Origin of the sequence: Luteimonas lutimaris, from assembly GCF_039537065.1 — a bacterium.
GTDB lineage: Bacteria > Pseudomonadota > Gammaproteobacteria > Xanthomonadales > Xanthomonadaceae > Luteimonas > Luteimonas lutimaris.
In genome coordinates, this window is the sequence record NZ_BAAAZU010000011.1 from 78,619 (window position 1) to 102,099 (window position 23,481).

Annotated in this window: 25 protein-coding genes and 1 pseudogene; 11 read left to right on the forward strand and 15 right to left on the reverse strand. The window is 71.6% G+C overall.

The features are described 5' to 3' along the window. Window positions 1-27 precede the first annotated feature (27 nt). Window positions 28-417 (forward strand): MAPEG family protein, encoded by a 390-nt coding sequence (locus ABD679_RS10360; protein WP_344759911.1) that lies wholly within the window; start codon window positions 28-30, stop codon window positions 415-417. 162 nt (window positions 418-579) lie between these two features. Here the strand turns inward: ABD679_RS10360 and tyrS are convergent, their stop codons facing one another. Next, the gene (gene tyrS, locus ABD679_RS10365; RefSeq protein WP_344759912.1) at window positions 580-1,797 is read right to left on the reverse strand and encodes a tyrosine--tRNA ligase; all 1,218 of its coding nucleotides are present in this window, start codon (window positions 1,795-1,797) and stop codon (window positions 580-582) included. A 190-nt stretch (window positions 1,798-1,987) separates the two neighbouring features. Here tyrS and ABD679_RS10370 point away from each other — a divergent pair, with 190 nt between their 5' ends. Further along, the gene (locus ABD679_RS10370; protein WP_344759913.1) at window positions 1,988-3,472 is read left to right on the forward strand and encodes a M23 family metallopeptidase; all 1,485 of its coding nucleotides are present in this window, start codon (window positions 1,988-1,990) and stop codon (window positions 3,470-3,472) included. A 49-nt stretch (window positions 3,473-3,521) separates the two neighbouring features. After that, complete coding sequence (locus ABD679_RS10375) at window positions 3,522-4,640, forward strand: anhydro-N-acetylmuramic acid kinase (RefSeq protein ID WP_344759914.1); 1,119 nt, start codon at window positions 3,522-3,524, stop codon at window positions 4,638-4,640. Window positions 4,641-4,737: 97 nt separating this feature from the next. On the opposite strand, the gene ABD679_RS10380 is transcribed toward ABD679_RS10375, so the two are convergent. Further along, window positions 4,738-5,007, reverse strand: a complete 270-nt coding sequence (locus ABD679_RS10380) for a hypothetical protein (protein WP_344759915.1) — start codon at window positions 5,005-5,007, stop codon at window positions 4,738-4,740. Window positions 5,008-5,136: 129 nt separating this feature from the next. Between ABD679_RS10380 and ABD679_RS10385 the strand changes: the two genes are divergently transcribed. Further along, window positions 5,137-6,471: an AmpG family muropeptide MFS transporter gene (locus ABD679_RS10385; RefSeq protein WP_344759916.1), complete on the forward strand. Its 1,335-nt coding sequence runs from the start codon at window positions 5,137-5,139 to the stop codon at window positions 6,469-6,471. A 3-nt stretch (window positions 6,472-6,474) separates the two neighbouring features. On the opposite strand, the gene ABD679_RS10390 is transcribed toward ABD679_RS10385, so the two are convergent. Continuing rightward, window positions 6,475-7,278: an exodeoxyribonuclease III gene (locus ABD679_RS10390; RefSeq protein ID WP_344759917.1), complete on the reverse strand. Its 804-nt coding sequence runs from the start codon at window positions 7,276-7,278 to the stop codon at window positions 6,475-6,477. Between the two features lie 262 nt (window positions 7,279-7,540). On the opposite strand from ABD679_RS10390, the gene ABD679_RS10395 reads away from it, so the two are divergent. The 7 genes from ABD679_RS10395 to ABD679_RS10425 all read left to right on the forward strand — a co-directional run bounded on the left by ABD679_RS10395 (window position 7,541) and on the right by ABD679_RS10425 (window position 14,066). Then, the gene (locus ABD679_RS10395; RefSeq protein ID WP_344759918.1) at window positions 7,541-8,032 is read left to right on the forward strand and encodes a GNAT family N-acetyltransferase; all 492 of its coding nucleotides are present in this window, start codon (window positions 7,541-7,543) and stop codon (window positions 8,030-8,032) included. A 96-nt stretch (window positions 8,033-8,128) separates the two neighbouring features. Next, the gene (gene pyrE / locus ABD679_RS10400) at window positions 8,129-8,785 is read left to right on the forward strand and encodes an orotate phosphoribosyltransferase (protein ID WP_344759919.1); all 657 of its coding nucleotides are present in this window, start codon (window positions 8,129-8,131) and stop codon (window positions 8,783-8,785) included. A gap of 24 nt (window positions 8,786-8,809) precedes the next feature. Further along, window positions 8,810-9,460, forward strand: a complete 651-nt coding sequence (locus ABD679_RS10405) for a hypothetical protein (RefSeq protein WP_344759920.1) — start codon at window positions 8,810-8,812, stop codon at window positions 9,458-9,460. A 123-nt stretch (window positions 9,461-9,583) separates the two neighbouring features. Next, window positions 9,584-10,810 (forward strand): beta-ketoacyl-[acyl-carrier-protein] synthase family protein, encoded by a 1,227-nt coding sequence (locus ABD679_RS10410; RefSeq protein WP_425561885.1) that lies wholly within the window; start codon window positions 9,584-9,586, stop codon window positions 10,808-10,810. A 1-nt stretch (window position 10,811) separates the two neighbouring features. Next, window positions 10,812-11,591 (forward strand): beta-ketoacyl synthase chain length factor, encoded by a 780-nt coding sequence (locus ABD679_RS10415; protein WP_344759921.1) that lies wholly within the window; start codon window positions 10,812-10,814, stop codon window positions 11,589-11,591. Further along, the gene (locus ABD679_RS10420; protein ID WP_344759922.1) at window positions 11,584-12,417 is read left to right on the forward strand and encodes a glycosyltransferase family 2 protein; all 834 of its coding nucleotides are present in this window, start codon (window positions 11,584-11,586) and stop codon (window positions 12,415-12,417) included. The genes ABD679_RS10415 and ABD679_RS10420 overlap by 8 nt, the downstream gene beginning before the upstream one ends. Next, entirely contained in the window at window positions 12,417-14,066 is a 1,650-nt protein-coding gene (locus ABD679_RS10425; protein WP_344759923.1) for an NAD(P)/FAD-dependent oxidoreductase, read from the forward strand. Before ABD679_RS10420 ends, ABD679_RS10425 begins: the two co-directional genes overlap by 1 nt. Before the next feature lie 93 nt (window positions 14,067-14,159). Here the strand turns inward: ABD679_RS10425 and ABD679_RS10430 are convergent, their stop codons facing one another. From ABD679_RS10430 to ABD679_RS10485, 12 genes and pseudogenes are all read right to left on the reverse strand, one after another. Beyond that, a complete protein-coding gene (locus tag ABD679_RS10430) occupies window positions 14,160-14,645 on the reverse strand; it encodes a hypothetical protein (protein WP_344759924.1) in 486 nt (161 codons plus the stop codon). Window positions 14,646-14,740: 95 nt separating this feature from the next. Then, window positions 14,741-15,217: a hypothetical protein gene (locus ABD679_RS10435; protein WP_344759925.1), complete on the reverse strand. Its 477-nt coding sequence runs from the start codon at window positions 15,215-15,217 to the stop codon at window positions 14,741-14,743. A gap of 180 nt (window positions 15,218-15,397) precedes the next feature. Then, on the reverse strand, window positions 15,398-16,138 hold the full coding sequence (fabG, locus tag ABD679_RS10440) for a 3-oxoacyl-ACP reductase FabG (RefSeq protein WP_344759926.1): 741 nt from the start codon (window positions 16,136-16,138) through the stop codon (window positions 15,398-15,400). A gap of 144 nt (window positions 16,139-16,282) precedes the next feature. Then, the gene (locus tag ABD679_RS10445) at window positions 16,283-16,741 is read right to left on the reverse strand and encodes a hotdog family protein (RefSeq protein WP_344759927.1); all 459 of its coding nucleotides are present in this window, start codon (window positions 16,739-16,741) and stop codon (window positions 16,283-16,285) included. Window positions 16,742-16,866: 125 nt separating this feature from the next. Beyond that, window positions 16,867-19,233, reverse strand: a pseudogene (locus ABD679_RS10450) (MMPL family transporter); the annotation flags it as partial. After that, complete coding sequence (locus tag ABD679_RS10455; protein ID WP_344759928.1) at window positions 19,230-19,451, reverse strand: hypothetical protein; 222 nt, start codon at window positions 19,449-19,451, stop codon at window positions 19,230-19,232. The gene ABD679_RS10455 and the pseudogene ABD679_RS10450, both read right to left, overlap by 4 nt. A gap of 148 nt (window positions 19,452-19,599) precedes the next feature. Continuing rightward, the gene (locus tag ABD679_RS10460) at window positions 19,600-20,262 is read right to left on the reverse strand and encodes a LolA-related protein (protein WP_344759942.1); all 663 of its coding nucleotides are present in this window, start codon (window positions 20,260-20,262) and stop codon (window positions 19,600-19,602) included. After that, window positions 20,198-21,199, reverse strand: a complete 1,002-nt coding sequence (locus tag ABD679_RS10465) for a lysophospholipid acyltransferase family protein (RefSeq protein ID WP_344759929.1) — start codon at window positions 21,197-21,199, stop codon at window positions 20,198-20,200. Before ABD679_RS10465 ends, ABD679_RS10460 begins: the two co-directional genes overlap by 65 nt. Continuing rightward, window positions 21,196-21,495 carry an ApeI family dehydratase gene (locus ABD679_RS10470; protein ID WP_344759930.1) on the reverse strand — a complete coding sequence of 100 codons (300 nt, stop codon included), beginning with the start codon at window positions 21,493-21,495 and terminating at the stop codon, window positions 21,196-21,198. Before ABD679_RS10470 ends, ABD679_RS10465 begins: the two co-directional genes overlap by 4 nt. After that, window positions 21,492-22,268 (reverse strand): lysophospholipid acyltransferase family protein, encoded by a 777-nt coding sequence (locus ABD679_RS10475; protein WP_344759943.1) that lies wholly within the window; start codon window positions 22,266-22,268, stop codon window positions 21,492-21,494. Before ABD679_RS10475 ends, ABD679_RS10470 begins: the two co-directional genes overlap by 4 nt. Before the next feature lie 134 nt (window positions 22,269-22,402). Further along, entirely contained in the window at window positions 22,403-23,089 is a 687-nt protein-coding gene (locus ABD679_RS10480) for a COG4648 family protein (RefSeq protein WP_344759931.1), read from the reverse strand. Between the two features lie 106 nt (window positions 23,090-23,195). Beyond that, the gene (locus ABD679_RS10485) at window positions 23,196-23,465 is read right to left on the reverse strand and encodes a phosphopantetheine-binding protein (protein WP_344759932.1); all 270 of its coding nucleotides are present in this window, start codon (window positions 23,463-23,465) and stop codon (window positions 23,196-23,198) included. Between the last annotated feature and the right edge of the window lie 16 nt (window positions 23,466-23,481).

Below are 23,481 nucleotides of genomic sequence, written 5' to 3' on the forward strand. Positions count from 1 at the left end.
TGCCACCACCGCCAACCGGGACCCGCCATGTCCATCGCCTACGGATGCATCCTCGTCGCAGCGCTGCTGCCGTACATCTGGGTCGTCATCGCCAAGCGCGGGCCCGGTTTCGACAACCACGATCCGCGCGCCTGGCTGGCGCGCCAGGACAATCCGCGCTCGCGGCGGGCCAATGCCGCGCAGCTCAATGCCTTCGAGGCGTTCGCGCCGTTCGCCGCGGCGGTGCTGATGGCGCAGGCCGCCGGGGTGGACCCGACGCAGGTGACGCTGCTGTCGCTGGCCTTCATCGCGCTGCGCGTGCTGCACGGGATCTTCTACATCGCCGACCTGCACCTGCTGCGCAGCCTCGTGTGGACGGCAGGCCTCGCCTGCGTGCTGTGGCTGATGGTGTCCGCGGCGCTGCGCGTGGCGGGCTGACCGGGCGGCGCGGGTGCTGTCCGCGCGCGCCGGGGCGTGACAGCGGCGGGGCGCGAAGGCTCCGATACCCACCCCTGTGGGAGCGGCCATGGCCGCGATGCCTTCGCGGGAATCGCGGCCATGGCCGCTCCCACAGGAAGATCCAGGGCGTTAGAGCCCGGCCTATGCCGCGACCAGCCGCACGCGCGCGAAGTTGCGCTTGCCCACCTGCAGCACGCCCTCGAAGCCGGGCGCAAACGTGGTGCCCGCGTCCTCGACCACCGCGCCGTCGACCTTCACCGCACGCTCCCTGAGCTTGCGGTTGGCCTCGGAGTTGCTCGGCGTGATGCCGGCGGCGGTCAGCAGCGCGGCGATGCGCAGGCCCTCGGCGGGCACGGCCACGTCCTGCAGCGGCAGCAGCGCGGTGTCGCCCTGGCCGGTCACGGCGACCTGCCAGCCGGCGATGGCGGTGTCCGCCGCGGCCGCGTCGTGGAAGCGCGTAGCCAGCTCGCGCGCCAGGCGCAGCTTGATGTCGCGCGGGTTCAGGCCGGCGGCGACCTCGGCCTTGAGCTTGGCGGCTTCGTCGATGGAGATGTCGAAGCTCAGCAGCTCGATCCACTTCCACATCAGGTCGTCGCCGATCTTCATGGTCTTGTTGACGATGTCGATCGCCGGCTCGTCGATGCCGATGTAGTTGCCCAGCGACTTGCTCATCTTCTGCACGCCGTCCAGGCCCTCGAGCAGCGGCATGGTCAGCACCACCTGCGGCTTCTGCCCGTAGTGCTCCTGCAGGCCGCGGCCCATCAGCAGGTTGAACTTCTGGTCGGTGCCGCCGAGCTCGACATCGGCCTCCAGCGCCACCGAGTCGTAACCCTGCACCAGCGGATACAGGAACTCATGGATCGCGATCGACTGCTGCGCCGCGTAGCGCTTGGCGAAGTCGTCGCGCTCGAGCATGCGCGCCACCGTGTGCTGGCCGGCCAGGCGGATCATGTCGGCCGCGCCCATCTTGCCGAACCACTCGCTGTTGAAGCGCACCTCGGTGCGCTCCCGGTCGAGCACCTTGAACACCTGCGCCTCGTAGGTGCGCGCGTTGGCGATCACGTCCTCGCGCGTGAGCGGCTTGCGGGTCGCGTTCTTGCCGGTGGGGTCGCCGATCATCCCGGTGAAGTCGCCGATCAGGAACACCACCTGGTGCCCCAGGTCCTGGAACTGGCGCATCTTGTTGAGCAGTACCGTGTGGCCCAGGTGCAGGTCGGGCGCGGTCGGGTCGAAGCCGGCCTTGACCCGCAGCGGGCGGCCTTGCTTCAGCCGCGCTTCGAGTTCCTCGCGCTTGAGGACTTCATCGGCGCCGCGCGCGATCAGTTCGAGGGCTTGGGGCAGGTCGGTGGCGTGGGGCACGGGCGGATCCGGGTGACGTGGGTGGACAGGAAGTGACAATCGGCGTGATCGGGTTTGTAACGCGAAGTTAATGCGCGGTTAATCGGCTTTTCCGGGAAATCCCTGTGCGGTCAAGCGTTTGACGCATACTCCTCGCGTGACTATGGTAACGCCCTGACGGGCCCTTCACGCCGGGCCGGGACTGCCTTTGATGACCGAGCCCACCTCGCCCCAGGACCCCGGCCGCGGGCACCGGATCCGGATCCGGAACCTCCGCGCCGCCGCCCTGAACGGCAAGGGCCTGTCCGCCGCACTGCCGGCCGGCTTCAACGGCCGCTGGACCCGCCGCCACTGGGCTCACGCCAGCCTGTTCGCCATGCTCGGCACGCTGGTCATGGCGATCGTCCCCGGCTTCTCCAACGCCATGTCCTCGAGCGCCGCCCAGGCCTCGGCGGCCCCGCCGTCGATGACCACCTCGCTGCTGCTGCCGCCGCTGCCGGCCGCCAAGCGCGCCGCGCACGTCGAGCAGAACAACTGGCAACTGGTGAGCGTGGCCAAGGGCGAAACGCTCAGCCACGTGTTCGAACGGCTGCAGCTGTCGAAGTCGGACCTGCAGCGCGTGCTCGACCAGCCCGGCGTGCGCGACAGCCTGCACCGGCTCATGCCCGGCACCGAACTGGCCTTCGACCTGCAGCCCGCGGCCGACGGCAAGCCCGCGACCCTGCGCGCGTTCCGCTACGACCGCGACGACATCCACCGCGTCGAACTGCACGTCAACGGCGACAAGGTCACCGAAAAGGTGATCGAGCGCCCGGTCGAGGTGCGCACCGCGGTGGTCAGCGGCAAGGTCGGCCGTTCGCTGTTCCACTCGGCCCGCAAGATGGGCCTGTCGGGCAACAACATCCGCAGCCTGACCGACGAGATCTTCAAGTACGACATCGACTTCAACTCCGACGTCGCCGCCAGCGACCGCTACAGCGTGGTGGTCGAGCAGACCTGGCGCGAGGGCGAGATGATCAAGAGCGGCCCGATCCTGGCCGCCACCTTCACCGCCCACGGCAAGATGCACAGCGGCTTCCGCTTCGAGCGCGACGGCAAGAGCGAGTACTTCAGCGCCGACGGCCGCCCGCTGAAGAAGGCCTTCATCCGCATGCCGGTGCAGTACACCCGGATCAGCTCCAAGTTCAGCGGCGCGCGCAAGCACCCGATCCTGGGCCGCACCCGCGCGCACCAGGGCGTGGACTTCGCCGCACCGACCGGCACCCCGGTGATGGCGGCCGGCAACGCGCGCGTGGCCTTCGTCGGCTGGAAAGGCGGCTACGGCCGCGCGGTGATCCTCGACCACGGCCGCGGCTACACCACCCTGTACGGGCACATGTCGGCGTTCGGCAAGATCAAGGTCGGCCAGCACGTGTCGCAGGGCACGGTGATCGGCCGCGTCGGCAGCACCGGCCTTGCGACCGGGCCGCACCTGCACTACGAGTTCCGCGTCAACGGCGTGCACCGCAACCCGCTGGCGGTGACGATGCCGCCGCCCGAGCCGCTCAAGGGCAAGCAGCTGGCGCAGTTCCGCGCCCAGACCGGGCCGGCGCTGGCGCGCATCCGCGAGTTCGAGGACATCATCTACGCCGACGTCGGCCCGTCGAAGGACGACCGCGTCGCCGACGCCGACAAGCGCGGCGGGAAGAACGGCTGAGCCCGCCGCGGCATCCGGCCCGGCGCCATCGCGCGCCTACAATGCGGCCATGCCCGCCCATCTGTTCCTCGGCCTGATCTCCGGCACCAGCGCCGACGGCATCGACGCCGCGCTGGTCGCCTTCGAAGACGCCGCCACCGGCCCGCTGCAGGCGCGGCTGGCCTTCGCCCGCACCTATCCCTGGGATCCCGCGCTGCGCACGCAGCTGGTCGAACTCGGCCAGCACGCGGCGACGCTCCCCCTCGACGCCGTGGCCGAACTGGACGTGCGCATCGGCCGCGCCTTCGCCGACGCCGCGCTGCAGGCGCTGGCCGACAGCGGCACCGCGACCGCGGACGTGGCGGCGATCGGTTCGCACGGCCAGACCTTGCGCCACAACCCCGGCGGCGAAGTCCCGTACACGATGCAGCTGGGCGACCCTTCCACCATCGCCGAGCGCACCGGCATCCGCACGGTGGCCGACTTCCGCCGCCGCGACGTGGCCGCCGGCGGCCACGGTGCGCCGCTGCTGCCGGCACTGCACGCGGCGCTGCTGCATTCGGTTGCCGAGGACCGCGCGGTGCTCAATCTCGGCGGCATCGCCAACTTCACCCTGCTGCCGCGCGCCGGCGAGGTGCGCGGCTTCGATACCGGCCCGGCCAACGGCCTGATGGACGCCTGGTGCCTGCACCACCGCGGCGAAGCCTTCGACCGCGACGGCGCGTTCGCCGCCGCCGGGCAGGTCGACGATGCCCTGCTCGCCCGCCTGCTCGACGAGTCCTGGTTCGCGCTGCCGCCGCCGAAGTCCACCGGCCGCGACCGCTTCCACCTGGGCTGGGTGGAATCGAAGCTGCGCGGCGAAGAAGCGCCGGAAGACGTGCAGGCAACGCTGCTGGCGCTGACCGCGCGCACCGTCGCCGACGCCCTGCGCGCGGCGCAGCCGGGCACGACGCGCGTGGTCGCCTGCGGCGGCGGCGTGCACAACCGCGCGCTGATGGCGGCGCTGGCCGGCGCAATGCCCGGCTGCGTGGTGGAATCGAGCGCGGCGCATGGGCTGGATCCGGACGCGATCGAGGCGATGGGCTTCGCCTGGCTGGCGCGGGCCACCCTGCGCGGCGAGCCGGGCAACCTGCCTTCGGTCACCGGCGCGAGGGGGCCGCGCGTGCTGGGCGGGATCTACCCGGCCTGAAGGCATCCATCCGGGCCGGAGTGGGAGCGGCCATGGCCGCGGCAGGCTTTACCGGTACTTCATCGCGGCCATGGCCGCTCCCACCACGTCCGCGATGCTACTGGCCGGGTTCGTCCGCGCGCGGCACCTTGCCGATCAAGGCGAAGCCGCTGTCGTCCGGGATGTCTTCCAGCGCTGCCATGGCCGCCTCGAGCACGTCGTTCTCGGCGCTGTCGAAGCGCACGCTGCCGTCGCCCTCGTAGACGTGCAGGCCCTGTTCGAGCAGGTGCAGCAGGGTCCGCGGCAGCGTCCAGCCGCGCGCGTCGGCGACCCGCTTGATGCGGTCGACGAGCATCTGGTCGACGTCGTGGAGGACGATTTCGGTCATGCGTGGATCCCGTCTGCTTCCTGCGGCGGTGCGCCGCGGCCGGCGCGGCCCCTTGATACCGCGTGCCCGCGATGCAGGCAAGCCCGCACCACCCGCGGTCGACGCCCCGGCATCAGTTAGCATGCCGCCATGACGACCCCCGCACCGGCCGCGCGCCGCGATCCCCTGGGCTGGATCCGGCCCTACCTCGAACGCGCGCCGCTGGGCGCGCTGCTGCTCGGCATTTCCTCGGGCTTCCCTTACGCGATGATCGGCGCCACGCTGACCACGCGGCTGGCGCAGGACGGGATCGACAAGAAGAGCGTTACCGCGTTCGCGCTGGCGTTCCTGGTCTACAACATCAAGTTCCTGTGGGCGCCGCTGGTGGACCGTTTCCACCTGCCGCTGCTGGGGCGCCTGGGCCAGCGCAGGTCGTGGCTGTGGCTGACGGCCGCCTGCGTGGCGGCGGCGACCGTCCACCTGGGCGCGCTCGATCCGGGTGCGGATCTGGCGCGGGTCGCGTTCGCTGCCGTGGCGCTGGGTGTGGCCGGCTCGACCTTCGACATCGTCATCGACGCCTACCGCATCGAACTGCTGCGGCCCGAGCAGCTGGGCGTGGGTTCGGGCATGTCGCAGTACGGCTGGCGCCTGGGCGCGGTCGGCGCCGGCGCACTGGCGTTGCTGGTCGCCGAACCGCTGGGCTGGGCGACCGCGTATGCGGCGTGCGCCGCATTCGTGCTGCCGGCGGCATTCGTCGGCTTCTGGCTGGGCGAACCCGCGCGCCACCGCGAACCGGCCGCGCTTCGCGGGCTGGCCGCGGCATGGGAGGCCGTCGCCGGGCCGCTCGGGGAGTTCTTCCGCCGCAAGGGCGCGCTGCTGGTGCTGCTGTTCGTGCTGTTGCACAAGATCGGCGACACCCTGGCCAACCTCACGTTCCGCCTGCTGCTCAACGACCTGGGCTTCAGCAACGCCGAGATCGCCACCTACGACGTCGGCGTGGGATTCGCGACGATGCTGGCGGGCATCTTCGTCGGCGGCATCCTCTACGCACGCATGGGCCTGAAGGCGTCGGTGCTGCTGAGCCTGGTGCTGATGGCGGTGTCGAACCTGTCGTTCGCGGTGCTGGCCCACGTCGGCCACAGCAACGAACTGCTGGCGTTCACGATGGGATTCGAGAACTTCGCCAGCGGCATCGGCGGCGTGGTCGTGGTCGCGTACCTGTCGGCGCTGTGCAACCTGTCGTTCACTGCGACCCAGTTCGCGCTGCTGTCGGCGGCGGCATCCATCGTCGGCCGCTTCGTCACCGGCACCACCGCGGGCGGGCTGATCGAGCAGATGGGCTACGTCAACTTCTACCTGCTGACCACGGTGCTGGCGCTGCCGGGCGTGGCGCTGTTCGCGTGGATGATGAAGGCCGGGCTGGTCGATGCGTCGATCGCCGAGACCGACGTGCGCCGCGCCGCGACGCATGCCGGCGAGGGCTGAGCCTCAGTCGGCGTAATCGACCGTGAACGGCGCGTGGTCGGAGAAGCGCGGCTCACGCAGGATCGAACATGCCTTCAGCCGTTCGCGCAGCGACGGCGTCACCAGCTGGTAGTCGATGCGCCAACCCACGTTGTTGGCGCGCGCGGCGCCGCGGTTGCTCCACCAGGTGTAGTCCTGCCCTTCCGGGTTGAGCGCGCGGTAGGCGTCGACCCAGCCGTCCTCGCAGTGCGGCGTGCCGTCGCTGCCGCCGTCGTTGCAGATCCTGCCGTTGAGCCAGGCGCGCTCGGGCGGCAGGCAGCCGGAGTTCTTCTGGTTGGACTTCCAGTTCCTGATGTCCAGCGCGCTGCGGACGATGTTCCAGTCGCCGCACAGTACGTAGTCGCGGCCACTGGCCAGCCACTGGTCGAGGATCGGCCCGAGCCAGTTCATCGCCTCGAACTTGAAGCCCTGGCGCAGCTCGCCCGAGGACCCGGACGGGATATAGAAAGACACCACGCTGAGATTGCCGAAGCGCGCCTCGAGGTAGCGGCCCTCCTCGTCGAACGACTCGCGGCCCAGCGCGGTGCGCACCTCGTCGGGCTCGCGCCTGCTGTAGATCGCCACGCCGCTGTAGCCCTTCCTGGTGGTGGCGTCGCGGAAGCGGACGTTGTAGCCGTCGGGCAGGAATTCCGGGCCGGCGAGCTGGTGTTCCTGGGCCTTGGTTTCCTGCACGCACAGCACGTCGGCGTCCTGCTCGGCGAACCAGTCGAAGAAGCCCTTGCGGGCGGCCGAACGCAGGCCGTTGGCGTTGAAGCTGATGATGCGCATGGAGAAGAGCCGGGAATGGGGAATGGGAATGGGGAATGGGGACTCGCAAGCCGCCTGTCATCCCGAGCGCAGCGAGGGATCTGCTGGCCAGGTGAAGCAGATCCCTCGCTGCGCTCGGGATGACAGCGAGGTTTGATGACGGCGAGGTTTGTCGATTCTCCGTTCCCCACTCCCTGTTTTCAACGCGTGAGGCACCGCGGGGCGATGTGGTGAACGCCTTGACCGTGAAACGCACGCCGATGCCCACCACTATCATGACCGCATGTTCGCCAAGCCCGACCTCCACGTTGCCCCGGTCACGCCGGAACTCGCCGAGCCGGTGCGCGCGCTGCGCGTGGCGCCGGAGCAGGAGCCCTTCGTCGGCGACACCACCTTCAACCTCGACGACGCACTGCGCGACGCCAACAGCGAGGCGATGGCGATCCTCGTCGGCGCCACGGCGGCCGGCTTCTACCGGCTGGACTTCAAACCGACCATCGTCGCCCGCCGCTCGATCGGCGACGCCGCCGTCGGCCTGCGCGCGTTCTTCATCGACGTCGACTGGCAGGGCCGCGGGCTGGGCACGCGTGCGGTGCAGGCCTGCTGCGACGACATCCGCGCCCGCCATCCCGACCGCCGCCTGCTGGCGCTGAACGTGAACTGCCGCAACGTCGCCGCGATCAACGCCTACCGCAAGGCCGGCTTCGTCGACACCGGCGAACTGTACCTGGGCGGCAGCGCCGGGCCACAGCACTTGATGGTACGCAAGCTCTAGCCCGGCGTCTCCATTGTGCAGGGCGGCCTGCCCGTTCGCCGCCGCCCGCCGTGGCTGGCATCATTGTCTCCACTCCGCGACCAACGCCGCGCCCCCATGCCCGCCGACCACCGCCAGCGCTTCCTCCAGCTCGCCCTCGACGCCGATGCGCTGCGTTTCGGCGAGTTCACCCTCAAGTCCGGACGCACCAGTCCGTACTTCTTCAACGCCGGGCACTTCGACTCCGGCGCGGCGCTGGCGACGCTGGCCGGCTGCTACGCCGATGCCATCGATGCCGCGGGCGTGGACTTCGACCTGCTGTTCGGCCCCGCCTACAAGGGCATCCCGCTGGCCACGGCGCTGGCCTGCGAGTACGCGCGCCGCGGCCGCGACCTGCCGCTGGCCTTCAACCGCAAGGAGGCCAAGGACCACGGCGAGGGCGGGCTGCTGGTGGGCGCGCCGCTGGCCGGGCGCCGGGTGCTGGTGGTCGACGACGTGATCACCGCCGGCACCGCGATCCGCGAGGCGCTGGCGATCATCGCCGGTGGTGGCGGTACACCGGCCGCGATCGCCATCGCGCTGGACCGCCAGGAACGCGTGGCCGACGGCGACCCGCGCTCGGCCGCACGGGCAGTGGCCGATGAACACGGAATCCCGGTGGTCGCCATCGCCGGGCTGTCGGACCTGTTGGCGTTTGCCGGCGAAAGCGCGACACTGGCGGCCCAACGCGACCCGCTGCTCGCCTACCGCGCGCGCCATGGTTGCGATGACTGATCGACCGGCCGGGGGGACGGAACGATGCACATGACCACTGTGGGGCTGGCCTGCGTGCTGCTGCTGGCGACCGCCACGACGGCGGCGCAGGACAAGACCGCCAAGAAGATCTACTGCTGGGACGAGAACGGCCACAAGGTCTGCGGCGACGCGCTGCCGGCCGACGCCGCCGACGCCGCGCGCACCGAGATCAGCGCGCGCACCGGGATGACCGTGCGCTCGGTCGATCGCGCGCCCACCGCCGAGGAGCGCGCCGCCGCCGCGGAAGCCGGGCGGCAGGCCACGCGCGAGGCCGAGGCCGAGGCCGCCGCCAAGCGCCGCGACCTGGCGATGGTCGAGTCCTACGCCACCGAGGCCGACCTGCGCCGCGCCTACGGCGAACGCATCACCCTGGTCGAGGAGTCGCTCAAGACCTCGCGCCTGGGCCTGGTCAACCTGCGCGCCAGCCTGCTCAGCCTGCTGCGCCAGGCCGCGGACCTGGAGTTGCAGTCCAAGCCGGTGCGCAAGGCGCTGGCCGACAACATCCAGCGCCAGCACGGCGACCTGCTGCGCCAGCAGGCCATCCTCGAACAACAGGTGCACGACCGCGCCTCGCTGGGCAGCGACCTGGAACAGGCGCTGGAGCGCTACCGCGCGCTGAAGAGCCCCGAAGGGGCGTCGACGGGCCGCTCCTGACCGGAACCGGCGGCTCGGCGAGGTGAATGCGCCTGCCCCGCGGATGCGCCGTGGGCATGGCCGCGTACACCACGGCGCCCTCGCTATACTCGCGGGCTTTCCCACGACCGGATGCTCCCGCACGTGCCGCAACCGCAACCGTCGCCCCCCACGCCGGCACTGGCAATCACGGCTTACACCGCCACCACCGCGCTCGGCCGCGGTCGCGACGCCCAGGCCTCGGCCCTGCGTGATCGGCGCGGCGGACTGCGCCGCAACGACTTCGGCGACGGCGCGGTGGGCGATCAGCGGCTGGACTGCTGGATCGGCCGCGTCGGCGGCCTCGAAGACGCGGCGCTGCCCGCCGAGCATGCGCGCTGGGAATGCCGCAACAACCGCCTGGCCTGGCTGGCGCTGCAGCAGGACGGCATGGCCGCGCAGGTCGCCGACCTGTGCACGCGCTACCGGCCCGAGCGCGTTGCGGTGGTGCTGGGCACCTCCACCGCCAGCATCGGCGCCACCGAGGAGGCCTACGCGCGGCTGACGCCAGACGGCGCCTTCCCGCCCGATCTCGACCGCCCGATCGTGCACACCGTGCATTCGCTGGGCCACTTCGTCCAGCACGTCACCGGCCTGCGCGGTCCCTGCGCCACCGTCGCCACCGCCTGCTCGTCCAGCGCCAAGGTCTTCGCCCAGGCCGCGCGCCTGATCGGCGCCGGCTTCGTCGACGCGGCCCTGGTCGGCGGCGTCGACACGCTGTGCGGCAGCGTGCTGTTCGGTTTCAACTCGCTGGGACTGGTGTCGTCGGCGCCGTGCCGGCCGTTCGACGCCGGCCGCGATGGCCTGTCGCTGGGCGAGGCGGGCGGCTTCGCGATCGTCGAGCGCGCCGGCCCCGGCCACGCCGGGCTGCGCCTGTGCGGCCACGGCGAATCCAGCGACGCCCACCACATGTCCACGCCGCACCCGGAAGGCCTGGGCGCGCAGATGGCGATGCAGGCCGCGCTGGCGCGCGCGGGCATCGACGCCGCGGACGTCGGCTACCTGAACCTGCACGGCACCGCCACCCCGGCCAACGACGCGGTCGAGGCGCGCGCGGTCGCCGCGCTGTTCCCCGACACCCTGCACGCCAGCTCCACCAAGGGCTGGACCGGCCACACCCTCGGCGCGGCCGGCATCGTCGAATCGGTGTTCGCGCTGATCGCGCTGGAGGACGGCCTGCTGCCGGGCACGCTCAACAGCCACGCGCCCGATCCGGCCTGCGGCGCGCAGATACGTTTCGACAACGCGCCTTCGGGCACGCTGCGCTACGCGATGAACAATTCCTTCGGCTTCGGTGGCAACAACTGCTCGCTCGTGTTCGGGAGGGCCTGAGATGCCCGGACGCACGGTGACGATCGAAGGCATCGGCTTCTGGGCCAACGGGCTGCCGTCCTGGCAGGCGGCGCGCGAGCTCGTCGCCGGCGGCGCGGCGGCGGCCGACGCCCCGCGCAGGCCTTCGCCGCAGCTGCTGGCCGCCAACGAGCGCCGGCGCGCGCCGGAGACGGTGGCGGTCGCGCTGGAAGTCGCGCTGGCCGCCTGCACCGCCGCCGGGCGCGACCCGGCCTCGCTGCCGTCGGTGTTCGCCTCCACCCACGGCGACCTGGGGATCACCGACTACATGTGCACGACGCTGGCCAGCGAGCCGCACTCGGTGTCGCCGACCAAGTTCCACAATTCGGTGCACAACGCCGCCGCCGGCTACTGGACCATCGGCAGCGGCTGCATGCACGCCAGCTCCGCGATCAGCGCCTACGACGCGAGCTTCGCGCAGGGCCTGGTCGAGGCCATCGCGCAGCTGGCCGAAGGCGCCGAAGCGGTGCTGCTGGCCGCGTACGACGGCGCCTCGGCCGGGCCGCTGGCGGCGGTCTCGGCCAGCGACGGCCTGCTCGGCGGCGCGCTCGTGCTGTCGCGTGCCGAAGGCGGCCTGCGCATGCGCGCGACCCTGGTCGACGGCAACCTGCCGCCCGCCGATGATGCGCTTTCGCGCCACGCGGCCGGCAATGCGATGGCGCCGATGCTGCCGCTGTTCGAGGCCCTGGCCGGCGGTCGCGACGTGGCGCTGCTGCACGCAGGCCCCGGCCGCGTGCTGCGGGTGGAGATCGCGCATGGCTGATCCGGCGCCCGTGCGCCTGCACCGCGGCAACGTCGCGGTGGTGATCCCCGCGCTCAACGAGGCGCTGCGGATCCGCGACGTCGTGCAGGATGCGCGCGCGCAATGCGACCACGTGATCGTGGTCGACGACGGCTCCGACGACGACACCGTCGCCTGCATCGCCGACCTCGACGTGACCGTGCTGCGCCACCCGCGCCGCATGGGCAAGGGCGCGGCGCTGCGCAGCGGGTTCGCCGAGGCCGCGCGCATCGGCGCGCAGGCGGTTGCGACCATGGACGGCGACGGCCAGCACAGCGGCGCCGACATCCCGCGCCTGGTCGACGCGGCCAACCGCCATCCGGGTTGCGTGGTCATTGGCGCGCGCCTGCGCAAGCGCGCCGCGCAGCCGTTCTACCGCCGCATCGGCAACGACTTCGGCGACTGGGGCATCGGCTGGGGCTGCGGCTTCCGCGTGGTCGACAGCCAGAGCGGCCAGCGCCTGTATCCGCACGCGGTCTACACGCTCGACGACGTGCCCGGCGAAGGCTTCGTGTTCGAGGCGCAGATGCTGATCTCGGCCGCGCGCCGCGCCGGTGCCGGCGTGGTGGCGGTGCCGATCGAGACGCGCTACGCCGGGGCCGGTGCGCCGGCGCAGATGCGCAAGAGCCACTTCCGCCTGTTCCACGACCTGCGCCGGATCACCACCCATGTGGTGGCGCAGGTGTTGCGCCACGGCGACGTGGCCGCCGAATACCGCCGCTGCCGCGCGTGCCCGCCGGTGATCGACGATCCGGACGGCGAGTTCGCCGCCGGCGCGCGACCGGCGACAGGACTGGAAAGAACCTGATGGACAAGCCCAGCACCGGGCACGACCCCGGCACCGCCATCGACACCGACACCGATGTCGCGATCATCGGCGGGGGCCTCGCCGGCCTGACGCTGGCGATCCAGCTGCGGCGCCAGGACCCCGGCCTGCGCGTGCTGGTGGTCGAGCGCAACGCGCACCCGGTCCGCGAGGCCGCCTTCAAGGTCGGCGAGTCGACGGTGGAGATCGGCGCGCACTACTTCGCCCACGTGCTCGGCCTGCGCGACCATCTCGACAGCGACCACGTGCGCAAATTCGGCTTCCGCTTCTTCTTCTCCGAAGGCCGCATGGACGTCGACCGCTGCACCGAACTGGGCGTGAGCCGGCTGCTGCCGACGCCGTCCTGGCAGATCGACCGCGGCCGCTTCGAGAATTTCCTGGGCGGACGCGCGCGCGCGCTGGGCGTTGATTTCCGCGACGGCGCCGTCGTGCGCGACGTGGCCCTGGGGGAAGGCGACGACGCGCACGCGCTCACCTTCGAACACGGCGGCGACACGGCCACGCTGTCTGCGCGCTGGGTCGTCGACGCCAGCGGCCGCGCGGGCGTGCTCAAGCGCAAGCTCGGCCTGGCCCGCGACAACCACCACGATGCCAACGCGGCATGGTGGCGGGTGGAGGGCCTGGTCGATCCCAACGACTGGTCCGACGATCCGCAGTGGCTGGCGCGCTGCACGCCGCCCGACCGCTGGCGCTCGACCAACCACATGTGCGGGCCGGGCTACTGGTTCTGGCTGATCCCGCTGGCGTCCGGCCACCACTCGCTGGGCATCGTCTGCGACGGCAAGGCGCATCCGCTGGAGACGATGAACACCCACGACAAGGCGATGGCCTGGCTACGCGAACACCAGCCTCGGGTGGCCGCGTCGCTGGAAGGACACGCGCTGAGCGATTTCCGCTTCATGCGCCATTTCTCGCACGGTTGCACGCAGGTGTTCGGCCACCGCTGGGCGCTGGTCGGCGAGGCCGGGCTGTTCCTCGACCCGTTCTATTCGCCGGGCAGCGACTTCATCGCCATCGCCAACACCTACGTCTGCAACCTGGTCGCACGCGACCGCGCCGGCGGCAACTGGTCCGCGTACGCCGACGTCTACCAGCAGCTGTACTTCTCGTTCTACGAAACCACGATGACCCTGTTCCAGGACCAGTACGCGCTGTTCGGCGACGCGCAGGTGATGCCGGTCAAGATCATCTGGGACTACACCTTCTACTGGGCGCTGCTGGCGCCGACGTTCTTCTCCGGGCGCATCGCGGACGTCGCCATGTTCGGCCGCCTGCGCACGCAGTTCGAGCGCGGCAGCGTGCTCAACGCGGCGATGCAGGCGCTGCTGCGCGAATGGGGCGAGCGCAACGCCGGGCGCCCGCTGGCGATCGATTCCCGCCTGCTCGACCAGTACCACATCGACTGGTTCCACGAGCTCAACCGCGCGCTGGCCGACCAGCTCGGCGACGACGCCTTCGCCGCGCGCATCACCGGCAACGTCGAGCGCATGGGCTGGCTGGCGGCCGAGATCCGCGCGCGCGCGCGCAGCGAACACGCCGGCATCGGCGACCACGGGCTCGATCTGTTGCTTGAAGGCGAACCGCCACCCCCGTCGCTGTCGGCGGCGTGGTACGCCGACGTCGCCGCCTGACGGACCGACGGGAACGCAAGCAATCCCCTGCTCCTGCAGCGGGTCATCATGCTGCGGATGATGGCCACCCGGGCCGCGGTGGCGCCTGCCGCGCTAGCGTACGGGCTGCGGCTCGGCGGGCGCCGGCGCCGGCGCCGGCGGGGTTTCGTCCACCGCGATCGGGTTGACGACGTAGATGGCGATGCCGCGCGCGTACTTCTGGCGCGGACTGATGTTCACGCCGATGCCGCCGCCGCTGAAGCTGCTGTGGCCGACACGGCCGCCGCCGGCGCCGACGCTCATCCCGCCCCCGCCGTAGCCGTCCTCGGTGCCGCGGAACAGCACGCCGTTGGCGCCGAGCTTCGCCGCTTCCTTGCGCAGCTTGGCGACCACCGAGTTCATCTTGTTCTGCTCGCCGTAGGTGAACGCGCCGCTGTTGCTTTCCAGCAGTGCGATTTCCTCGTAGACGCCGGCCGGGGCCTGGAAATACACGCGCACCTGCGACGGATCGATCGGCGCGCGCGGGGTGCCGGTGACCAGCGCGGAGCTGGCGCAGGCGGCCAGCAGCAGGCAGGACAACAGGATCGACAGTGTGCGCATGGCAGGCCTCCCCGCGGGGACGGAATGGGATGCCGGCGATGCTACCCCGCCGTCATGGACCGCCGCATGAAGGCCGCACGCCGCACGCCGCGCGTTCAGCGGCCGATCTGCGCCCCGTCCACCGGCTTCTTCAGCCAGCGCTTGATGTCCCAGGCGTGGGCGCGGAAGCCCACGGTCAGGTTGTAGCAGCCGCTGGTGAGGTCGCCGCGCAGGTTGCGCACGCCGGTGAAGCTGGCGACCTTCCTGCCGTCCTCGTACAGCGTGCCGCGCGTCTGGATCAGCTGCACGTGGCCGATGAACCAGTTGCCGGACCAGTCGGCGTCGTCGATCTCGATCTTCAGCGCGCGTCCCTTGCTGGTGTCCAGCGGACCGGGCACGGCCACGATCCTGCCCTTCATCTCGCGCACCAGCGCCTCGGTGAAACCGCGCTGGATGTCGCAGGATTCGATGATCTCCGGATCGATGCGGCGGCCGTCGACCAGCGGGATCGGATCCTGGATGCGGATCGGCTCTTCGGCGGCCACGGCGCCGGAAAGCAGGAGCAGCAGCGGAAGCAGGAGGATGCGGCGCAAGGGTGACTCCTTGGGGATGCGTCGGCACACGATAGAGACTCGCACCCGGCGCTGCACCCTGGGGTACACCCTGCATGGGGCATGCACTTGCGGGAGCGGCTTCAGCCGCGGGCTTTTGAATGCCTCCGCGGCGCAAAAAAAAGCTCGCGGCTGAAGCCGCTCCTGCAGAAAGCCGGCCTTCTAGGCCATCCCGCCGTTGACGCCGATGACCTGCCCGGTGACGTAGCCGGCCGCGTCCGAGCACAGGAAACGCACCACGGCGGCGATCTCGTCCGGCGTGCCGGCGCGGCCGGCGGGCACGATCTGCTTGACCACCTCCGGCGGAAACGCGGCTTCGGCCATGCGCCCGGCGACCACGCCCGGGGCGACCACGTTGACGGTGATCCCGCGCGATGCCATCTCGCGCGCCAGCGATTTCGACGCGCCGTGCAACCCGGCCTTGGCTGCGGCGTAGTTGGCCTGGCCGCGGTTGCCGAGCACCGCCGCCACGCTCGACACGCTGACGATCCGCCCCCAGCGCGTGCGCGCCATCGGCAGCAACAGCGGGTGGGTGACGTGGAAGAAGCCGTGCAGCGAAACGTCGATCACCCGCTTCCACTGCGCGGCGGACATGCCGGCCATCGCCGCGTCGTCGTGGATGCCGGCGTTGTTGACCACGACCTGCACCGGGCCGTCTTCGAGCAGCGCGGCGATCGCCGCGTCTGTGGCATCAACGTCGGCGACGTCGAACGCGACCGCTTCGGCGCTGCCGCCGGCCGCGGCGATATCCGCCACCACGCCTTCCGCGCGCGCACGGTTGCCGTTGGCGTGGACGATGACGTGCAGGCCGTCGGCGGCCAGCTGGCGGCAGATCGCGCCGCCGAGGTCGCCGCTGCCGCCGGTGACGAGGGCACGGCGCGGGGAGGTGGGTGGTTTGTCCATGCGGGCGATTATCGCCTGCCGCGCAGGAGCAGCGGGGGCTTGCGCACGAGCGACGGGCGTGGCGATGCCCTGCCGGCACGGCCGTTCGCGGCTTCAGTCACGTCTGCAAGGGGCTGGGGCAAAAGCTCGCGGCTGAAGCCGCTCCTACAGGGGTGAGGGTGTGGACGTGGGCAGCGGCGCGCCCAGCATCACCGCGGCGCGGCCTTCGGCCAGCAGCGCGCCGGCGTGGCGGATGCGGAATGCGTACTGCTGGCTGGCCTCGGCCTCGACCAGCACTTCGGCTTCGCATTCCAGCGCATCGGGCAGGTCGTCGATGCGGGCGACGTGCAGCTGCACCCCGCGCAGCGCGACCAGAAGGCCGGGTTGCGCCGCGCCGCCGGCTTCGCGCGCGCGCAGGCCGCCGTGCACGGCCATCGCCTGGGCGCCGTATTCGCACAGGTGGATCGCGCGCAGGCGGTCGTGCGAGCGCAGCGGGTTGCCGGGATCGCGGTGACTGCGGGCGCGCAGCCGGATCGAGCGGGCATCCCAGCCGGCCACCTCGTCCCACAGGCACATCGCGCCCTGGTGCGGGATGAGGGCGAGGATCCCGTCGCGGTCGATCACGGTTCGCTCTCCCCCGCTTTTGCAGGAGCGGCATCAGCCGCGAGGTTTTCGCCCGCATCACCGGGCAGGGAAGAGCTCGCGGCCGAAGCCGCGCCTGCAAGGTCGGCATCGTCAGGTCCGCCGGCCGCCGGCTGGCGCGAAATCAACAGCGCCAGCACGAAGTTGCCCACCACGCCCAGCGTCACCGTGCTGCCGATCGCACGCAGCACCGGGATCGACGACAGCGCGAGCAGGAAGAACACCAGCACCGTCATCAGGCTGCACACGATCAGCGCGTGCAGGGTGCGCAGCTGGTCGGCGTAGTCCTCGCCGGCGTGGTCGAAGAACAGCGCGTAGTCCAGGCCCAGGCCGGCGGCGAGGATCAGGGCGACCAGGTGGAACAGGGTCAGCTCCACGCCGCACAGCCGCAGCGCGGCGAGGACCAGCAGCGTGGTCAGCGCCATCGGCAGCAGCACGCGCGCGGTGCGTCGGGCAGTCTGGCGCCTGATGTCCGCGCGCGTCGCGCCGGTCGTGCGCAGGTGCACGAGCACCGACATCCGCATTGCGATCCACACCGACAGCGCCAGCAGCACGGCGGCCATCGCCAGCGCGGCCAGCACGCGGCCGCGGTAGGCGACCACCAGCGATTCGGACGCGGCCTTCATGTCCAGCAGCACGGCGCCGTTGAGCCGCGCGACGCGCGCGACCGCGGCCGGATCCTCGAGCCCGCTGAGCGACACCAGCGCGGTGACATGGTCATCGCCATGCAGGAGCAGGCCACCGACGCCGGTCTCCAGCGGCGTGCCGGCGAGGTCGGCGGCGGTGAGCGGTGGCAGCATCTTCGCCGCGGCGACGTCGGTGACGAAATCGTCGAACGCATCGGCGCGGAACGGGCTGTCGGCGAGCGCTGCATCCAGCGCTTCGCGCAGCGCCGGGGCATCGGGCAGTTTTTCCTGCCGCGACCGCTGCAGCGCCGCGCTGGGCAGGTAGCGCGCGGCCATGTCGTAGCCGGCCAGCCTGCCGCCCTGCACCAGCGCATCGAGTGCGGGCTGCAGGCGTTCGGAAGCCTGCAGCACCGCGTCCTCGCTGTCGCCCTGCAGGGTCAGCACGTAGCGCACGTCCGGCGCGCCCAGTTCCGCACGCAGCTGCGCGTCGCGGGCGAGCGCGTCCGCCGGCACCGGGGTCAGCTTGCCCAGGTCGTTCTGCCAGAACGCGCCCGGCGTGAACACGATCGCCGCCACCGCCGCCAGCGCCAGCACCGCCAGCGACCAGCGCGGCCGCGGCAGGTGCCGTGTCCACGACCACATCCGCGCCAGCAGGCGCGAATCGGCGAAGTCGCGCGGCGACGGGTCGATCAGCCCCGGCAGCAGCAGGCGCGTCGACAGCGCCGCCACCGCCAGCCCGGCGATGGTGAACACCGCCAGCTGCTGCAGGCCGTCGACGCCGGAGAACAGGAAGGTGACATAGGCGATGCACGTGGCCACCACGCCGGTGGCCAGCGTCGGCCACAGCGCGCGTGCGTTCTGCTGCGGCGTCACGCCCGGCCGCTGGTGGCTGAACAGATGGATCGGATAGTCCTGCACCACCCCGATCAGGGTGAACCCGAAGGCGACGGTAATGCCGTGCACGCCGTCGAACAGCAGCGCCACCGCGCCCAGGCCCGCGAGCCCCGCGCTGGCCAGCGGCAGCACGCCGAGCACCGGGATCTTCCAGCTGCGGTAGGCGACGAGCAGCAGCAGGATGAGGCCGATGGTGTCGATGGTGCCGATCCACTGCGCCTCGGCCTCGGTGCGGCCGCCGATCTCGACCGAGAACGCACCGGGGCCGCTGAGCGCGATATCGCCCGCGCCGTCGCCGCGCGCCTGCGCGTAGGCGGTTTCGATCGCGTCCACCGCCAGCTGCTGGCCGCTGGGATCGAAGCCGGCCGCGCGCGTCTGCACCAGCAGCAGCGCCTGTTTGCCGGCGCGGTCGAACCAGACCTCGTGCAGGCGCCGCGGCGCGTTCGCCGGCTGCAGCGCCTCGGCGACTTTCAACGTCTCCAGGGTCGGGTCGCTGCCGACCAGCGGCTCGAGCATGGCGCCCGCGGGCGAGCCCAGGTCCTGCACGCGCTCGTCGAGCTGTTCGGCGAGGTAGCCGGCGTCGAGCGGCTGCGCGTCGAGCGTGGGCGAGAGCAGGTAGCGGTACGGAAGCAGGCTGTCCGGGATGGCGTCGAGGCCGGCGTCGCCGTTGGCGACCAGCGCGAACTGGTCGTCGGCGGCCAGCGCGGCGCGCAGCGCCTTCGACTGCGCCGCCAGCGTCGGCGCGTCGGCGCCGGACAGCGCGACCAGCAGCAGGCGCGAGCCGGGACCTTCGCCGAGTTCGTCGATCAGGAGCTTTTGTTCGGGAGTTTCCGGGGCGGGCATGAACTTGCGCAGATCGCCCGTGAGCTGCAGGTGGGCGCCGATCCACCAGCCGGCGAACAACAGCACGGCCAACCACAGCAACGCGAAGGTGATGCGCAGGCGGGCGGTCATGCGGCTATCTCGGCAAATCCGGTGCGGGGCACAGCAGGTGCTTCATTTTCGCAAGCCGCGCGCGCGGCTTCGGCATCATGACCACGTCCGGGTGTGTCTTGGGCGGGCATGAACTTGCGCAGATCGCCGGTGAGCTGCAGGTGCGCGCCGATCCACCAGCCGGCGAACAGCACGGCCAGCCACAGCAACGCGAAGGTGATGCGCAGGCGGGCGGTCATGCGGCTATCTCGGCAAATCCGGTGCGGGGCACAGCAGGTGCTTCATTTTCGCAAGCCGCGCGCGCGGCTTCGGCATCATGACCACGTCCGGGTGTGTCTTGGGCGGGTGTGTCTTGGGCGCCCGACAATGCTCCCATCGCGCGGCGGACTACGGCGCCTGGTCGCCGTGGCACAGCGCGACCAGGTCGTCGGTGCCGGACACGTCGTGCGCCGTGCGCGCCGCGCCGGCCAGCAGGGTGCGCTGCATGTCGCCCTGCACCGGGTGCGTCTCGATGCAGCGCAGCTCGATGCCACGGCCGTACATGCGGATGTCGCGCAGCTTGGCGGCCAGCTCCGCGTCCTTCGGCACCAGGGTCATCTGCCAGCTGCGGCGGGTGCCTTCGGCGCTGATCTCGTAGTGGCGTTCGAGCGCGGCGCGGTCGCCGGACAGCAGCGCGCCGAAGCTGTCGCGCAGGCGCGCAAGCTCGGGCACGCGCGACAGCGGGAACGTGCGCGCCGACTTGCCCTTGCGCTCGATCGTCGCCTGCCCGCCGCCGGCCGCGTCGGTAGTGATGGTGGTGGTCTCGACATAGGGCGCGCGCACCTGGCGCACCAGCGTGGCCTCGTCCGGGCGCTGGTACTCGCCCGACAGGCGCAGCGGCTCCTTGAGCAGGCGCGAGCTGCGCAGCTCGACGAAGTTGGTGCGCATCGGCGCCGGGCGCGCGAGGATCCGCAGCACCCAGCCGCTGTCGATCGGCTCGCCGGGGTCAGCCGCCTGCGGCGCGGCCCAGGCCGTTGCCGTCGCGGCCAGCAGCAGCGCCGCCAGCAGCATCGGCCGCCCCTTCGGGCGCGGGTTGCGGTTGCTCATGCACGTTCCAGAAGTCATAGAAGTTGAACCAGTTGTAAGGCGCCTGCCGCACGTGATGTTCCAGCCGGCCCGCGTAACGCTGGATGAGCGCGGCGATGCGCGTGGCCCGCTGCGCGCGGGGCAGGTCGAGGCCCTCGTCGGCGAAGGATTCGAACAGCAGGTCGTAGCGGTTGCCGCCACGATACAGGCCGAAGGCCAGCGACACGGGCACTTTCAGCACCGCGGCGATCAGCCAGGGCGCCACCGGGAACTGCGCCGGGGCGCCGAAGAACAGCGCCGGCTGCGTCGGTGCACCGGGCTGGGTGCGGTCGACCAGCAACGCGACCAGCGCACCCTCGTCGGCGGCCTGCTTGATCGCCAGCATCAGGCTCGGGCCGTCCTGGCTGGCGTCGATCACGCCGGCGGCGATCTCCGGGCTGAGCGCGTCGAGCAGCTGCGTCATCGCCGGGTTGTGCGCCTTGTCGAGCACCACGCGGATGCGGTAATCCGGCCGCTTGCGCGCGATCACCCGCAGCACCTCGAAGCTGCCCAGGTGCGAGCCGAACAGCAGCACGCCCTGGCCGCGGTCGAGCTGCGCGTGCAGCTGGTCGACGCCGTGCACGGCGACGTCGAAGCGCTCGATCTCACCGCTGAGCAGGAACACCCGGTCGAGGATGGTCGCGGCGAAGGTGTGGATGTGGCGGGCGACGTCGCCCAGCGTCGCCGGGCGGCCGAGGATGCGGGACAGGCTGGTGCGCGAGTCGCGGCGTTCGTCGATGCGGCGCAGCAGGAAGTAGGCGGTGATCGGGTACAGGCACAGCCGCGCCAGCGCGCGCCCGCCATGGCGCCCGATGCCGCGGATCAGCCAGATCGCGAACCAGCCACCGCCCTCGCGCCGCTGCTTCCAGTCGCCGGCGTTCATCCGGCCGCGACCTCGCCGCTGGCCAGCAGCTCGCCGTCGCGTTCGACGCGGAAGCGCCAGCGCGGCGATGCCGCGCCGGCATCGGCCAGCGGTTCGATCGCCACTTCCGCCCGCTGCCCCGGCAGCAGCGGCCGCACGAACTTCACCTGCGGCAGCCGCAGCGCGCCGAGCGGGCCGTGCGCGGCTTCCACCGCGTCCAGCACCCGGTCGAGCACGACCACGCCGGGCACGACCGGACGGCCGGGAAAGTGCCCCGGCAGCGACGGGTGGTCGCGCGCGATCACGAACCCGCTCATGCCCGGTCCGCGGCGGGCCGCTCCAGCATCGCCAGCACCTGCGCGCGCGCTGCGTTGGCCAGCGCCTGGCGCTCGACCGGCCGGCCGTCGGCGTCGCGCGTGGCCAGCGCCGCGCCGAAGCGCACCCGGATCGTGCCCGGGCGCACGCGGAAAAAGCCCTCCGGATACAGCACCGCGCCCGACCCCTCGATCGCGACCGGCACCACGCCCACGCCGGCGTCGATCGCGGCCTGGAACGCGCCGCCCTTGAATTCGGCCACCTTGCCGCTGCGGCTGCGCGTGCCCTCGGGAAAGATGCACAGGCTGCCGCCAGCGCGCAGCAGCTCGGCCGACCGGCGCATGAAGCCAAGCGCCGCGCGGCGGTTGCTGCGGTCGATGAACACCATGCCCATGGCCCTGGCGTACCAGCCAACGAACGGCACCTTCGTCATCTCCTGCTTGAGCAGGAAGTGCAGCGGCACCGGCACCGCGCGGAACAGCGCGCAGATGTCGATGGTCGACTGGTGGTTGGCGACGAACACGTGGTTGCGCGACCAGTCCACCTGCTCCAGTCCGCTCACCCGCAGCCGCGCGCCGGCGCCGTGCAGCAGCCCGGGCGCCCACCAGCGCGAGGCCATGCGCAGCGGCCAGTGGCGGTCGCGCAGGACCGCGTACACCAGCAGCGCGGCGCTGATCCAGAGCGCCGTCCACGCCAGCGTGAACGCGAACTGCAGCGCGTTGAATGCCGTCCAGGCAAGGGTCCGATCGGTCCGCCAGGGCGGCGACGATGGCATGTCCATGGTGTCGTCTTGCTGTTGCACGGGGGAAGGATACCGAAGAGCGGGGGTTCGGGACCGGGGACCGGGGACCGGGGACCGGGGACCGGGAAAAGCGGGCGCGAGGCCCTGCTGTTCCCGATCCTGCGGCCTCAAGGCCGCAGGAAATCCCGCCAGAACCCCGGCCCCAGCGCCGCCAGCTTGCGCAGGAAGTGCAGGAAGCTGTCGTAGCGGCCCGGGAAGCGGCGCTTGCGGAACTGGTATTCGACGATGAAGAAGCCGCCGATGACGCCGTAGTTGCAGATGTTGGCGAACCACGACCACTGGGTGCGCGTGACCGGCAGCGGCGAGGCCAGCCCGAGGGTCGCCAGCAGCCCGTCGGGCACGGCCAGCACCGCCAGCGCCAGGTTCACCACCGCCAGCCCGGCCAGCAGCCAGGCCCAGGTGGCGGTCAGGCCGCGGGTGTAGCGCTGCAGGTCGGCGGCCATCGCCTCGGGCGCAACGTGGTCCAGCGCCGACACGATGCGGGTGATCAGCGGCACGCGGCCGGCGCGCAGGCTGCGCGCGAACCACCACGCGATCAGCGCCACGAACGCCACCGGCACCAGCAGCATCGGCGCGCGTACCAGCCCGGCCCGGTACAGCGCCGCCACGCCGGCCAGCTGCAGCGCCAGCGCCAGCCACGCCCACCAGCGCAGGCGCAGCAGCGGCGCGAGCACCAGCATCAGCGCCAGCACCACCAGCGCCGCGGCGCCCAGCCCGGCGCTGTCGCGCGCACTGGAAAGGTGCGCGAGCACGGTGTAGGCCAGCGCCAGCAGCGCCTGCAGGGCAAGGGTCATGCGGTGGAAGCCGGGGAATGGGTCGGGGGCATCAGGGCGTCGGGGCATCGCGGCCATGGCCGCTCCCACAAGGGCTTCGCGGTCGCGGCTGCCTTTCGCCCGGGCGTCAGACGGCCTTGTTCTGCTCGACATGCGCGGACAGCGCGCGCAGCGAGGCGAAGATCTTGCGGTTCTCGTCGTTGTCCGAGCGCAGCTGGAAGCCGTAGCGCTTGCTGATCGCCAGCGCCAGTTCGAGCGCGTCGATCGAGTCCAGGCCCAGGCCGGTGTTGAACAGCGGCGCCTCCGGGTCGATCGAACCGGGCTCGACCTCTTCCAGGTTCAGGCTTTCGACCAGCAGTTCGGCAAGTTCACGTTCGGCTTGGGTTTGCAGGGACATCGGGCTTCCGTTCGGT